This window comes from Ottowia beijingensis (assembly GCF_042680925.1).
GTDB classification, from domain to species: Bacteria; Pseudomonadota; Gammaproteobacteria; order Burkholderiales; family Burkholderiaceae_C; genus Ottowia; species Ottowia beijingensis.
Window position 1 is genome coordinate 36,822 of the sequence record NZ_JBHUEP010000004.1, and the last position, 13,917, is coordinate 50,738.

Consider the following 13,917-nt stretch of genomic DNA (forward strand, 5'->3'; position numbering starts at 1 on the left):
GCGCCAGCAGCTATCAAAATCGCAGGAGACAAACCATGACCGACCTGTCCGCAGAATTCAAGGCCCTGGCCGAATACCGGCCCACGCACAAGGTGCGCTTCGTCACCGCCGCATCGCTGTTCGACGGCCACGACGCCGCCATCAACATCATGCGCCGCATCCTGCAGAGCATGGGCGCCGAAGTGATCCACCTGGGCCACAACCGCAGCGTGGACGACGTGGTGACCGCCGCCCTGCAGGAAGACACGCAGGGCATCGCCATCAGCAGCTACCAGGGCGGCCACGTCGAATACTTCAAGTACATGGTCGACCTGTTGAAGCAGCGCGGCGGCGCGCATATTCAGGTGTTCGGGGGCGGCGGCGGCGTGATCGTGCCGGCCGAGATCCGCGAACTGCACGACTACGGCGTCGGCCGCATCTACAGCCCCGAGGACGGCCAGCGCATGGGGTTGCAGGGCATGATCGGCGAGATGGTGATGCGCTGCGACCAGGACATCTCCGGCTACGCACCCAAGAAGCTGGAGGCCATCCAGGGTCAGACCGAAGCCGCGTGGCGCGCGCTGGCGCAGCTCATCACCGCGCTGGAGAACGGCCAGGCCGATGCCAAGCTGGTAAAGGCCGTGCAGGCCGACGCAGCCAGGAAGAAGATTCCCGTGCTCGGCATCACCGGCACCGGCGGCGCCGGCAAGTCGAGCCTGACGGACGAGCTGATCCGCCGCCTGCGGCTCGACCAGGACGACGCCCTGCGCGTGGCCGTCATCAGCATCGACCCCAGCCGCCGCAAGTCCGGCGGTGCGCTGCTGGGCGACCGCATCCGCATGAACGCCATCGGGCCGTGGGCGGGGCAGCAGCGCATCTTCATGCGCAGCCTGGCCACGCGCGACACCGGCAGCGAGATCAGCGCCGCGCTGCCCGACGTCATCGCCGCCTGCAAGGCGGCCGGGTTCGACCTGGTGATCGTCGAGACCTCCGGCATCGGCCAGGGCGACGCCGCCATCGTGCCCTTCGTCGACGTGCCGATGTACGTGATGACGCCCGAGTACGGCGCCGCCAGCCAGCTCGAGAAGATCGACATGCTGGACTTCGCCGAGTTCGTGGCCATCAACAAGTTCGACCGCAAGGGTGCGGCCGATGCGCTGCGCGACGTGGCCAAGCAGGTGCAGCGCAACCGCGAAGCCTTTGGCAAGAAGCCGGACGAGATGCCGGTGTTCGGCACCCAGGCCGCGCGCTTCAACGACGACGGCGTGACGGCGCTGTACCAGGCGTTGAAAGTCCGCCTCGGTGAACTCGGCCTGCCGCTGAAGGAGGGCCGCCTGCCCGCCGTGAACGTGCGCCACAGCACCAACCAGACCCCCATCGTGCCGCCAGCACGCACGCGTTATCTCGCCGAGATCAGCGACACCGTGCGCGGCTACAAGACCCGTGTGCGTCAGCAGGCGCGCCTGGTGCGCGAAGTGCAGCAGTTGCGCGAGACCGCGCGCATGCTGGAGCAGGACGACCCGAAGAAATCCGGCGAGCATGGCGCCCGCGCCACGGTGCTGAAGCTGGCCGACCAGCGCGCCGAGAAGGTGGACCGCGACGCCGCCAAGCTGATCGAGCAATGGCCCGACATGCAGAAGGCCTACGCTGGCGACGAGTACGTGGTGAAGATCCGCGACAAGGAAATCCGCACAGCGCTCACCACCAGAAGCCTGAGCGGCACCACCATCCGCAAGGTCGTGCTGCCCCAGTTCGAGGACCACGGCGAGATCGTCAAGTGGCTGATGCTGGACAACGTGCCCGGCAGCTACCCCTACACCGCCGGCACCTTCGCCTTCAAGCGCGAGGGGGAGGACCCGACCCGCATGTTCGCCGGCGAGGGCGATGCCTTCCGCACCAACCGCCGCTTCAAGCTGCTCTCCGAAGGCATGCCGGCCAAGCGCCTGTCCACCGCCTTCGACTCGGTCACGCTGTACGGCAACGACCCCGACTTGCGGCCCGACATCTACGGCAAGGTGGGCAACTCAGGGGTGAGCATCGCCACGCTGGACGACCTGAAGGTGCTGTATTCAGGGTTCGACCTGTGCCACCCCGCCACCAGCGTGAGCATGACGATCAACGGCCCGGCCCCGTCGATCCTGGCCATGTTCATGAACGCGGCCATCGACCAGCAGCTGGAGAAATTCAAGACCGACAACGGCCGTGAAGCGACGGATACCGAGGCCGAGAAGATCAAAGAGTGGACGCTGGCCAACGTGCGCGGCACGGTGCAGGCCGACATCCTGAAGGAAGACCAGGGCCAGAACACCTGCATCTTCTCGACCGAGTTCAGCCTGAAGGTGATGGGCGACATCGCCGAATACTTCGTGCACCACAACGTGCGCAACTTCTACTCGGTGTCGATCAGCGGCTACCACATCGCCGAGGCCGGCGCCAACCCGATCAGCCAGCTGGCCTTCACGCTCAGCAACGGCTTCACGCTGGTCGAGGCGTACCTGGCGCGCGGCATGCACATCGACGACTTCGCGCCCAACCTGAGCTTCTTCTTCTCGAACGGCATGGACCCGGAATACACCGTGATGGGCCGTGTGGCGCGCCGCATCTGGGCCGTGGCGATGAAGGAGAAGTACGGTGCCAACGAACGCAGCCAGAAGCTGAAGTACCACATCCAGACAAGCGGCCGCAGCCTGCACGCTCAGGAAATCCAGTTCAACGACATCCGCACCACGCTGCAGGCGCTGATCGCCATCTACGATAACTGCAACAGCCTGCACACCAACGCCTTCGACGAGGCCATCACCACGCCGACCGAGGACAGCGTGCGCCGCGCGATGGCGATCCAGCTCATCATCAACCGCGAGTGGGGCCTGGCCAAGAACGAGAACCCCAACCAGGGCGCCTTCATCATCGAGGAGCTTACCGAACTGGTGGAAGAGGCCGTGCTGGCCGAGTTCGAGAAGATCGCCGACCGCGGCGGCGTACTGGGCGCCATGGAAACCGGCTACCAGCGCAGCAAAATCCAGGAAGAGAGCATGCACTACGAAATGCTCAAGCACACCGGCGAGTACCCCATCATCGGCGTCAACACCTTCCGCAACCCGCATGGCGACGAGGTGCTGGAAAGCCTGGAGCTGGCGCGCTCGACCGAGGACGAGAAGCAGAGCCAGCTCAAGCGCCTGGAAGAGTTCCACCAGCGCCACGCGGCCGAATCACCCAAGCAACTCGCCCGCCTGCAACAGGCCGTGATCGACAACCAGAACGTATTCGCCGTGTTGATGGATGCCGTGCGCGTGTGCTCGCTGGGACAGATCACCAACGCGCTGTTCGAGGTGGGCGGCCAGTACCGCCGGAGCATGTAGTCAGAAACACTCCTGGGCCGAGCGCAGCGACGGCCCGAGTGGATTCCACCTCCCCTCTGGCCGTGCCGAGAAGCGCAGGGCGTGGGGCGGGCGCGGCAGCGCAGCATGCCGCGCTTCGTGCTCTGACTCGCTGCGGCTGTCTGAGCGAAGAGAACGCATTGAACGAAGCGAGTTCCGCAGCGCCGCCCCGCGCCCGAGCATCGCAGGTTGCCCCGAAGCGAAGCGCAGGGGACACGGCCAGTGGGGTCGCCTTTTTCTTTGGTTACTTTCTTTTTGGCGAGACAAAAAGAAAGTGACTGCGCCGCCGGGCGCACATCCCGGCCGACAGCGCCTCCACCACCTCAAAAGCAGCTATCCGGCAACAGCGCCGACCCGCGCGTTTTCAAGGTCAAACTGCATCGCCGCCAACCGCGCATACAACCCACCCCGCGCCACCAGCTCGCCATGCGTGCCCACATCCACCACGCGCCCATGGTCCATCACCACGATGCGATCGGCCCGCAGCACCGTCGCCAGCCGGTGCGCGATCACCAGCGTCGTGCGGCCCTGCATGGCCGACTCCAGCGCCGCCTGCACCATGCGCTCGCTCTCCGCATCCAGCGCGCTCGTGGCTTCGTCCAGCAACAGGATCGGCGGGTTTTTCAGCAGCGCGCGGGCAATGCTGATGCGCTGCCGCTGCCCGCCCGACAGCCGTACCCCGCGCTCGCCCAGGTGGGTCGCATAGCCCTCGGGCAACGCGCTGATGAAGTCGTGCGCGAACGCGGCGTGCGCGGCGGCCTGCACCTCGGTCTCTCTCGCATCGGGCCGGCCGTAGCGGATGTTGTCCAGCGCGCTGGCCGAAAAGATGGTGCTGTCCTGCGGTACCAGGCCGATGCGCCCGCGCAGGGCATCGAGTGACAGCTCGGTCACCGGCACACCGTCCACCAAGATGCGGCCCGCCTGCACGTCGTAGAAGCGCAGCAGCAGCTGCAGCACCGTGCTCTTGCCCGCGCCGCTCGGCCCCACCAGCGCCACCGTTTCGCCCGGCCGCACGTCGAGCGAAAAATCCTGCAATGCCGGCTGCGTCGGCCGCGACGGGTAGTGAAAACCCACGCCCTCGAACCGCACCGATGACCCACCCCGCACCGCCGGCAGCGCACGCGGCCGCACCGGCTCGGCCACCGGCGAGCGCGCGTGCAACAACTCCATCAGCCGCTCGGTCGCGCCGGCGGCGCGCAGCAGCTCGCCATAAACCTCCGACAGCACCGCCACCGAGCCGGCCAGCACGATCACGTACACCACCGTCTGCCCCAGGTGGCCGGGTGTGATGTCGCCGCGCAGCACCGCCTGCGTGCCCTGGTACAGGCCCCACAGCAGCGCGCCGAAGGTGGCGATGATGATGAAGGCCACCAGCACCGACCGCACCTGCGTGCGGCGGCGCGCGGTCTCGAACGCGCGCTCGGTGGCGCCGTCGAAACGCGCCGCCTCGCGCTGCTGCTGCGCGTAGCTCTGCACCACCGGGATGGCGTTCAGCACCTCGGCGGCGATGGCGCTGGAGTCGGCCACGCGGTCCTGGCTGGCGCGGCTCAGGCGGCGCACGCGCCGACCGATGACCAGCGTGGGCAGCACCACCAGCGCCAGGATGCCCAGCACCGGCAGCATCACGCGCGGGTTGGTGGCCACCAGCATGCCCAGCGCGCCGATGCCCATCACCGTGTTGCGCAGCCCCAGGCTGAACGATGAGCCCACCACCGTCTGCACCAGCGTGGTGTCGGTGGTCAGGCGGCTCAGCACCTCGCCGGTCTGCGTGGTCTCGAAGAATTCCGGGCTTTGCCGCACCACGTGCGCGTACACCGCGTTGCGCAGATCGGCCGTGATGCGCTCGCCCAGCCAGCTGACCATGTAGAAGCGCGCCGCCGACAGCACGCCCATGGCCACGCCCACGCCGAACAGCGCGAGGAAGTGCCCGCGCAGCGCCAGCACGCGCTCGCCCGTGTTGCCGCCCACCAGGCCGCCGTCGATCAGCGACTTCAACGCCACCGGCAGCGCCAGCGTGGTGGCTGCCGCCCCCAGCAGAAACAGCAGCGCCAGCGCGATGCGGCCGCGGTACGGCCGCAGAAACGGCAGCAGCCCGCGCAGCGCGCGCGGGGACCGGGCGGCCGAACGCACCAAATCAGGCTTCATGGTTCATGGCATCCGTCATGTCGTCCGTCATGTCGTCCAGTGGCCGCGGCGCAGGCCATGCGCGAACGCCGTCGCCGGACCTGCGCCGGCGAGTGGCGTTGTCCCCCACTGGGGGAAGGCGCCGCAGGCGACTGAAGGGGAGTCATTCTTCCGGCCGCAGCCACAGCCAGATCGCCACCGCCAGCATCACCGCCGGCACGCCGATGCGCAGCCACAGCGGGATGGCGGCAAAGAACTGCATGCCGATGGCGCTGCCGCCCATCATCAGCGTGCTGTACCACTTGGCGCTGCGCGGCACGGCGCCGCGTTCGCGCCATCGCACGATCGGCGGGCCGAACAGGCGGTGGTTCAGCAGCCAGATCTCGAACGCCGGCCAGCCCTTGCTGGCGGCCCAGGCCGAGACGATAAGAAACGGCACCGTGGGCACCACCGGCAGCGCCAGCCCGACCAGGCCCAGGCCCAGCGCCACCACGGTGATGGCGCGCCACAGCAGCGTCATCAGGCGGCGGCGCAGCAGCACGCGCTGTTCGGTGGTCAGGGGCGGATCGCGGTCGATGGACATCAAATGAGGCTTCAGCGCCCGCACGACGGGCGCTTGCAGCTATCAATAAAGTAGTAACCTCGGCCCGCAGATCATAGCCGCCGCCGCGCTGCCGCCGCGTAGGACGGCGCTGCGAGCGGAGCGCGGCGCGGGCGCCTTGCCGGATGGCGACAATCGGCGCGATGACCGCTTCCACCCTGCCCCCTTCCGGCTGGCGCCAGCAGGCGCTGCTGCACTGGCGCATGACGCGGCCGGCTTTCCTGCTCGTCACCGTGTCCGCCGCGCTGGTGGGCATCGCGTCGGCCGCCTCGTGCGGCTGCGGCTTCGATCTGCCGGCCGCGCTGGCCACCGTGCTGCTGGCGTGCGTGGCGCACGCCGGCGCCAACGTGCTGAACGATTACCACGACGCCCGCAACGGCGCCGACGCCGCCAACACCGAAGGCCTGTACCCGTTCACCGGCGGCTCGCGCCTGATCCAGCAAGGCCAGGTGAGCGAGGCCGACACACGGCGCTGGGCCGCCATGCTGCTGCTGTTGCTGATTCCGGCCGGCCTGCTGCTGGCGGCGCGCAACGGCGGCGGCGGGCTGCTGCTGGTGGGCGCGGCGGGGCTGCTGATCGCCTGGACCTATTCGGCGCCGCCGCTCAAGCTGATGTCGCGCGGGCTGGGCGAGCTGGCGATCGCCGCCGCGTGGTGGCTGGTGGTGATCGGCGCGGACTACGTGCAGCGCGGCCAGTTCTTCCTGATCCCCGCGTCGCTGGGCTTCAGCGTGGCCACGCTGGTGGCCTGCGTGCTGCTGATCAACGGCGTGCCCGACGCGGCCGCCGATGCGCGCGTGGGCAAGCGCACGCTGGCCGTGCGCCTGGGCGCGCGCGGGGCGGCGGCGCTGTACCTGTGGCTGGTGCTGCTGGCGCACGGCTGGCTGGCGCTCAGCGTGTGGCTGCTGATTCCGCCGCTGACTGCCCTGTGGGGGCTGCTGTCGCTGCCGCTGTCGCTGGCGGCGGCGGTGCTGTTCTGGCGCCACGCGCGCCAGCCGCAGCGCCTGCGGCCCGCCATTGCGCTGACGATTGCGGCGGCCAATGTGCATGCGCTGGCCATCGCGGTGGCCCTGGCGCTGGCGGCTGCGGCGCGCTGACCGCCTCTCCTTTTTTGTGGGAGCGGGCTTGCCCGCTCCTACAAACTCATCAAAAACAATAGCTGCTTGCGCCCGCCATATAACGATTTCATATGCTTTTCTCTTGAAACCATTGATGGACGAGCGCAACCCACTATCAAAATCATACCCACCAGCGTGCCCCGCCCGTGACCACCGCTGTCACGCCGCTCACGCACAATAGGTCATGATCTCGCTGCCGCCCTTCGTCCCGCCCACGCCCTTCACCGATCCCGCCGCCGCGCTGGCGCAGGCGCAGCGCATCTACGACGCCGCGCTCGCCCACCTGCGCGGCGCCCTGCAGGCCTACGTGGCGCAGGCCGACGGCCCCGGCGAGCGGCCCACCCGCGTGCGCGCCTGCTACCCCTTCGTGCGCCTGGCCACCACGCACAGCCGCCACCCCGACACGCGCCTGGCCTACGGCTTCGTCTCGCACGCCGGCCATTACGAGACCACGCTGACGCGGCCCGACCTGTTCGCCGATTACTACCTCGAGCAGTTCCGGCTGCTGCTGGCCAACCACGGCGTCACGCTGGAGATCGGCACCAGCAACGAACCCATCCCGCTGCCCTTCAGCCTGGGCGACGACGACCACTTCGAAGGCAGCATGACCGCGCTACAGCGCCAGCGCCTGGCCGACGTGTTCGACCTGCCCGACCTGACCGCCATGGACGACAGCATCGCCAACGGCACGCACCGCGTGCTGTCCGGCGATGCGTACCCGCTGGCGCTCTTCACCGCGCCGCGGGTGGACTATTCGCTGCACCGCCTGCGCCACTACACCGGCACCTCGCCCGAGCACTTCCAGAACTTCATCCTGTTCACCAACTACCAGTTCTACATCGACGAGTTCATCGCGCTCGGCCAGCTGGAGATGCAGAACTCAGGCAGCCCCTACAGCGCCTTCGTGCAGCCGGGCAACGTGATCACGCGGCGCGCCGGCTCCGACGCGCGCGACGAGGGCGGCACCCCACCGCCGCGCCTGCCGCAGATGCCGGCCTACCACCTCAAGCGCGACGACCGCAGCGGCATCAGCTTCGTCAACATCGGCGTCGGCCCGGCCAACGCCAAGACCATCACCGACCACATCGCCGTGCTGCGCCCGCATGCGTGGATCATGGTCGGCCACTGCGCCGGCCTGCGCGGCAGCCAGCAACTGGGCGACTACGTGCTGGCCCACGGCTACGTGCGCGAGGACCACGTGCTCGACGAAGACCTGCCGCTGTGGATCCCCGTGCCCGCGCTGGCCGAGGTGCAGATCGCCCTGCAGCAGGCCGTGGCCGACGTCACCGGCCTGCCCGGCGACGAACTGAAGCGCGTGCTGCGCACCGGCACCGTGGCGACGACGGACAACCGCAACTGGGAACTGCTGGGCGCTGGCGCGCCGCAGCGCCGCTTCTCGCAATCGCGCGCGGTGGCGCTCGACATGGAAAGCGCGACCATCGCCGCCAACGGCTTCCGCTTCCGCGTGCCCTACGGCACCCTGCTGTGCGTCAGCGACAAGCCGCTGCACGGCGAAATCAAGCTGCCCGGCATGGCCAACCACTTCTACCGCGAGCGCGTCAACCAGCACCTGAAGATCGGCATCCGCGCCATCGAGCGCCTGCGCGAAAACGGGCTCGATCGGCTGCACAGCCGCAAGCTGCGGAGCTTTGCGGAGGTGGCGTTTCAGTGACGCTTCTGATTCGATAGCTGCTGGCGCAGACTGGGTATCGCCTGCAGGCCAATTTCTTGATGATCATCAAAACTCACAGCAGCTCGATGACGGGATTTACCACGGCTTTACACGCGCTTAGCGCGCCGACCACCGGGCCCGCCGATACTCCCTCGCCATGAAAGGCCCGCCACCCCCGACCACCGCGCCGCGCCGACGGCCGCGCGCCCTGCCTACGCTGCTACTGGGCCTGAGCGTGGCGCTGGCCGGCTGCGCCAGCCGCCTGCCCGCCACCAACGCCGCCGCCGAGGTGGCCGTGCCCACCCGCTGGAGCGAAGGCGGGGCCGACCAGGCGCAGTCGCCCACGTCGCTGGTCAGCTGGTGGCAGCGCTTTGGCGATGCGCAGCTCAGCGCGCTGATCGAAGACGGCCTGCGCCACAGCCCCACCGTGCACGCGGCCGTCGCCGCGCTGCGCCAGTCGCGCGCGCTGGCCGATGTGGCCCGCGCCGGCTACAGCCCGAACGTCACCGGCTCCAGCTCGGCGCAGCGCAGCCGCACCGCATCGGCTGGCACCACCAACACCTTCGCCGTCGGCCTGAACGCCAGCTGGGAGCCCGACCTGTTCGGCGCGACCCGCGCCGGCGTGAGCGCCGCCGAAGCCGACGCACGCGCCGCGCAGATGAGCCTGGGCAACGTGCAAATCTCGCTGGCGGCCGAAATCGCGCTGGCCTACATCGACCTGCGCGACCAGCAGGCGCGCCTGACGATTGCCGAGCGCAACCTTGCCAGCCAGGACGACACGCTGCAAATCACCCGCTGGCGCCAGCAGGCCGGCCTGGTGTCGGCGCTGGACGTGGAGCAGGCGGCCACCTCGGCCGAGCAGACGCGCGCCCAGGTGCCGGTGCGGCAGGCCGCGCGCGATCAGGCGCGCCACCGGCTGGCGCTGCTCACCGGGCGCGCCCCCGGCACGCTGGCCGCGCTGGGCAACGCCCCCGTGCCGCTGCCGCCGGACGATCTGGTGATGGCCTTCCCGGCCGACACCCTGCGCCAGCGCCCCGACGTGCAGCAGACCGAAGCGCAGGTGCGCGCCGCCTGGGCGCGCCTGGTGCAGGCCGACGCGGCGCGCTACCCCACATTCAGCCTGAGCGGCTCGCTGGGGCTGCAGGCGCTCACGCTGGGCGGCCTCACGGCCGGCGGGGCACTGGTGCGCACGCTGGCGGCCGGGCTGTCGCTGCCGATCTTCGACGGCGGCGCCATCAACGCCACCGTGCGCGCGCAGCAGGCCGCGTATGAGCAGGCGCGCGCCAACCATCAGTCCAGCGTGCTCACCGCGCTGCAGGACGTGGAAGACGCACTGGTCGCGCTGCAAGGCGACCGCGCCCGCATCGGCAGCCTGCAGGCGGCCGCCAGCGCGGCCGAGCGGGCCGACGCGCTGGCGCGCCAGCAATACCAGGCCGGGCTGATCGACTTCGCCACGGTGCTCACGTCGCAGCGCACGCTGCTGTCGGCGCAAGACAGCGCCGCCAGCGTGCGCGCCAGCCTGGCCAACGACCACGTGGCGCTGTACAAGGCGCTGGGCGGCGGTTGGGCCCCCACATCGGCCGACTCCGATCCGGCCACCGATGCCAGCGCCAACGCCAACGCCGGCACAGTGCCCGGCGCCGATGCCGCACCTGAGCCGACGGCGGCCATCGTCGCCACCCCCATTTCCAACGCCGCTGCGCGCTGACCCCCGATGACCGAACCCACCCTGACCCCCGCCCCGATGCCCGAGCCGGCGCCGCCCGCCCCCGCCACGGCGCCCGCCGCCACCAGCGTCGATCAGTTGCTGGGCGAAGACCGCCCCCCGGTGTGGTGGCGCCGACCCACGCCGTGGGTGGCGCTGGCCGTGCTGATCGCGCTGGGTGCCGGGCTGTGGTGGTGGCAGGGCCGCCAGGCCGCGCGCGCCGCGCCGGTGTACGTGACCACGCCGGTCGAACGCGGCGACATCACGCTCACCGTCACTGCCAACGGCACGCTCAACCCCACGCGCTCGGTGGCGGTGGGCAGCGAGCTGTCGGGCACGGTGGCGCGCGTGCTGGTCGACGTGAACGACCAGGTCAAGAAGGGCCAGGTGCTGGTGGAACTGGACCGCTCCAAGTTTCAGGACACGGTGGATCGCACGCGCGCCGCGCTGGTGGCCGCGCAGGCCAGCCTGGCGCAAAACGAGGCCACGGTGCGCGAGGCGCGCGCCACCTTGCGCCGCTACGAGGAAGTCTCGCGCCTGTCGGGCGGGCGCGTGCCCTCGGCCACCGAGCTGGACACCGCCCGCGCCGCGCTGGCGCGCGCCGTGGCCAACGTCGACAACGCGCAGGCCGTGGTCAAGCAGTCGCGCGCCACGCTCTCCACCGAGGAGACAAACCTGGCCAAGTCGGCCATCCGCTCGCCCATCGACGGCGTGGTGCTGGCGCGCAGCGTGGAGCCGGGCAACGCGGTGGCGGCGTCGCTGCAGGCCGTCACGCTGTTCACGCTGGGCGAGGATCTGACGAAGCTCACCTTGCAGGCCAGCGTGGACGAGGCCGACGTGGGCTCGGTGCAAAAGGGCCAGGACGCGAGCTTCACCGTCAGCGCCTACCCGGCCCGCAAGTACCCGGCGCTGGTCGATCGCGTGTCCTACGGCTCGACCACCACCAACAACGTGGTCACCTACACCACCAACTTGACCGTCAACAACACCGACCTGAGCCTGCGCCCGGGCATGACGGCCACCGCCACCATCACCGCCACCGAGCGCAAAGGCGTCCTGCTGGTGCCCAACACGGCCCTGCGTTTTTCGCCCGCCACGGCCGAAGCGGCCCAGCCGGCGGCATCGGGCAGCGGCGGTCTGGTGTCGCAGATGATGCCGCGCCCGCCGCAAAACAGCGCGCGCCGCTCGACCACCGAGGCCAATGGCGCCTCGGCACCCAACCAACAGCGCCAGCTGTGGGTGCTGAAAAACCAGCAGCCCGTGGCCGTGAAGGTGCAGACCGGCATCACCGACGGGCGGCGCACCGAAGTCAGCAGCCCGGAACTGCAAGAAGGCATGGCCGTCATCACCGACCAGCGCAGCGGATCGGGCAGCTGAGCATGGCGCAAGACGAAACGCCGCTGATCCGCCTGCGCGGCGTGACCAAGCGCTACGGCGAAGGCGCCACCGCGTTCCTGGCGCTCAAGGGCGTCGACCTGGACATCGGGCGCGGCGAATTCGTCGCCATCATGGGGCCCAGCGGCTCGGGCAAGTCGACCGCCATGAACACGCTGGGCTGCCTGGATCGGCCCACCGGCGGGCAATACCTGTTTCTGGGCGCGCACGTCGAGTCGCTCTCGCGCGACGAGCGCGCGCGGCTGCGCCGGCGCTACTTCGGCTTCGTGTTCCAGGGCTTCAACCTGCTGGCGCGCACCAGCGCGCAGGAAAACGTCGAGCTGCCGCTGCTGTACCGCGGCGAAGCCGCCGCGCGCCGCCACGTGGCCGCTGCCAGCGCGCTGGAAAAAGTGGGCCTCAAGGGCTGGGAGCACCACACGCCGGCCGAACTCTCGGGCGGGCAGCAGCAGCGAGTGGCCATCGCGCGCGCCATCGTCACGTCGCCCGCCGTGCTGCTGGCCGACGAGCCCACCGGCAACCTGGACACCAAGCGCAGCCACGAGATCATGGACCTGCTGGCGCGCCTGAACAGCGAACAGGGCATCACCGTGCTCATGGTCACCCACGAGCCCGACATGGCCGCCTACGCGCACCGCATCGTGCGCTTCGTCGACGGCCTGGTGGCCAGCGACGAACGCAACCCTCAGCCCGTGCCGCCGGGCAGCTACGTGGCCCCGGCCGAAGGAGAGCGCTGATGTTGTGGAGCACGCTGATCCTGGCGCTGCGCTCGATCCGGCGCAACCTGCTGCGCTCGTTCCTCACGGTGCTGGGCATCGTGATCGGCGTGTCGGCCGTCATCACCATGGTCACGCTGGGCAGCGGCGCCACGCAGGCGGTGCAAAACCAGATCTCCAGCCTGGGCACCAACCTGCTGATGATCCGCCCCGGCCAGCGCATGGGCCCGGGCAGCACGGGCAACACGGCGCCATCGTTCAAGGACAGCGACGCCGAGCTGATCGCCGCGCAGATTTCCGGCATCACCGCGGTGGCGCCCGAGGCGCGCTCCTCCGTCACGCTGGTGGCGGGCGGCCAGAACTGGACCAGCAGCGTGGTCGGCTCGACCAACGAATGGCTGACCACCAGCAGCTGGGAGCTGGCCAGCGGCCGCAGCTTCACCGAAGCCGAGCTGCGCGCTGGCGCGGCCGTGTGCATCATCGGCGGCACCATCCAGCGCCAGCTCTACGGCGGCGGCGACCCGCTGGGCCAGCAGCTGCGCGTGGGCACGGTGCCGTGCCAGGTCATCGGCCTGTTCAAGACCAAGGGCCAGGGCTCCTTCGGCAACGACCAGGACGAGGTGGTGCTGATGCCCATCAAGACGCTGCAGCGGCGCCTGACCGGCAACACCAACGTCAACACGCTGCTGGTCTCGCTCGACCCGGCCAGCGACGCCGCGCGCGTGAAGAACGGGCTGACGCAGTTGCTGCGCGAGGCGCGCAAGCTGGCCGACACCGACGACGACAACTTCAACGTGCTCGACACCAAGCAGTTGGCCGACACGCTGTCGGGCACCACGCGCGTGATGACCACCCTGCTCGGCGCGGTGGCCGCCGTCAGCCTGCTGGTGGGCGGCATCGGGGTGATGAACATCATGCTGGTCAGCGTCACCGAGCGCACGCGCGAGATCGGCCTGCGCCTGGCCATCGGCGCGCTCGAGCGCGAGGTGCTGATGCAGTTTCTGATCGAGGCCGTGGTGCTGTCGGCCCTAGGCGGGCTGGTGGGCATCGTGCTGGCCACCGGCGCGTCGGTGGTGCTGGCGCAGGTGATGCAAGTGCCCTACGTGTTCCAGCCCGGCATCAACCTGCTGTCCTTCGTGTTCTCGGCCGGCATCGGCGTGCTGTTCGGCTACTTCCCGGCGCGCCGCGCGGCGCGCATGGACCCGATCGAGGCGCTGCGGCACGAGTGAACGTGCC

At 69.7% G+C, this 13,917-nt stretch carries 9 protein-coding genes; 7 read left to right on the forward strand and 2 right to left on the reverse strand.

What is annotated here, in order from left to right:
- The first annotated feature begins 35 nt into the window (after window positions 1–35).
- On the forward strand, window positions 36–3,338 hold the full coding sequence (gene icmF, locus ACFSCU_RS02370; protein WP_377559783.1) for a fused isobutyryl-CoA mutase/GTPase IcmF: 3,303 nt from the start codon (window positions 36–38) through the stop codon (window positions 3,336–3,338).
- 351 nt (window positions 3,339–3,689) lie between these two features.
- Here the strand turns inward: icmF and ACFSCU_RS02375 are convergent, their stop codons facing one another.
- Window positions 3,690–5,501 carry an ABC transporter transmembrane domain-containing protein gene (locus tag ACFSCU_RS02375; protein ID WP_377559784.1) on the reverse strand — a complete coding sequence of 604 codons (1,812 nt, stop codon included), beginning with the start codon at window positions 5,499–5,501 and terminating at the stop codon, window positions 3,690–3,692.
- 142 nt (window positions 5,502–5,643) lie between these two features.
- Window positions 5,644–6,063, reverse strand: a complete 420-nt coding sequence (locus ACFSCU_RS02380; protein ID WP_257645659.1) for a YbaN family protein — start codon at window positions 6,061–6,063, stop codon at window positions 5,644–5,646.
- 161 nt (window positions 6,064–6,224) lie between these two features.
- Between ACFSCU_RS02380 and ACFSCU_RS02385 the strand changes: the two genes are divergently transcribed.
- The 6 genes from ACFSCU_RS02385 to ACFSCU_RS02410 all read left to right on the forward strand — a co-directional run bounded on the left by ACFSCU_RS02385 (window position 6,225) and on the right by ACFSCU_RS02410 (window position 13,910).
- Window positions 6,225–7,175, forward strand: coding sequence for a prenyltransferase (locus tag ACFSCU_RS02385; RefSeq protein WP_377559786.1), 951 nt, complete (start codon window positions 6,225–6,227; stop codon window positions 7,173–7,175).
- Window positions 7,176–7,380: 205 nt separating this feature from the next.
- Window positions 7,381–8,868, forward strand: coding sequence for an AMP nucleosidase (locus tag ACFSCU_RS02390; RefSeq protein WP_377559787.1), 1,488 nt, complete (start codon window positions 7,381–7,383; stop codon window positions 8,866–8,868).
- 157 nt (window positions 8,869–9,025) lie between these two features.
- Window positions 9,026–10,576, forward strand: coding sequence for an efflux transporter outer membrane subunit (locus ACFSCU_RS02395; RefSeq protein ID WP_377559788.1), 1,551 nt, complete (start codon window positions 9,026–9,028; stop codon window positions 10,574–10,576).
- A gap of 6 nt (window positions 10,577–10,582) precedes the next feature.
- Entirely contained in the window at window positions 10,583–11,950 is a 1,368-nt protein-coding gene (locus ACFSCU_RS02400; protein ID WP_377559790.1) for an efflux RND transporter periplasmic adaptor subunit, read from the forward strand.
- A gap of 2 nt (window positions 11,951–11,952) precedes the next feature.
- Window positions 11,953–12,702: an ABC transporter ATP-binding protein gene (locus ACFSCU_RS02405; RefSeq protein ID WP_377559792.1), complete on the forward strand. Its 750-nt coding sequence runs from the start codon at window positions 11,953–11,955 to the stop codon at window positions 12,700–12,702.
- Window positions 12,702–13,910 (forward strand): ABC transporter permease, encoded by a 1,209-nt coding sequence (locus ACFSCU_RS02410; protein WP_180549993.1) that lies wholly within the window; start codon window positions 12,702–12,704, stop codon window positions 13,908–13,910. Before ACFSCU_RS02405 ends, ACFSCU_RS02410 begins: the two co-directional genes overlap by 1 nt.
- Window positions 13,911–13,917: the final 7 nt, after the last annotated feature.

What these genes read in the sequence shown, in the direction of transcription:
- icmF (WP_377559783.1), top strand. Translation starts at nt 36, where the DNA reads ATGACCGACCTGTCCGCAGAATTCAAGGCCCTGGCCGAATACCGGCCC.
- ACFSCU_RS02380 (WP_257645659.1), bottom strand. Translation starts at nt 6,063, where the DNA reads ATGTCCATCGACCGCGATCCGCCCCTGACCACCGAACAGCGCGTGCTG.
- ACFSCU_RS02385 (WP_377559786.1), top strand. Translation starts at nt 6,225, where the DNA reads ATGACCGCTTCCACCCTGCCCCCTTCCGGCTGGCGCCAGCAGGCGCTG.
- ACFSCU_RS02390 (WP_377559787.1), top strand. Translation starts at nt 7,381, where the DNA reads ATGATCTCGCTGCCGCCCTTCGTCCCGCCCACGCCCTTCACCGATCCC.
- ACFSCU_RS02405 (WP_377559792.1), top strand. Translation starts at nt 11,953, where the DNA reads ATGGCGCAAGACGAAACGCCGCTGATCCGCCTGCGCGGCGTGACCAAG.
- ACFSCU_RS02400 (WP_377559790.1), top strand. Translation starts at nt 10,583, where the DNA reads ATGACCGAACCCACCCTGACCCCCGCCCCGATGCCCGAGCCGGCGCCG.
- ACFSCU_RS02410 (WP_180549993.1), top strand. Translation starts at nt 12,702, where the DNA reads ATGTTGTGGAGCACGCTGATCCTGGCGCTGCGCTCGATCCGGCGCAAC.
- ACFSCU_RS02375 (WP_377559784.1), bottom strand. Translation starts at nt 5,501, where the DNA reads ATGAAGCCTGATTTGGTGCGTTCGGCCGCCCGGTCCCCGCGCGCGCTG.
- ACFSCU_RS02395 (WP_377559788.1), top strand. Translation starts at nt 9,026, where the DNA reads ATGAAAGGCCCGCCACCCCCGACCACCGCGCCGCGCCGACGGCCGCGC.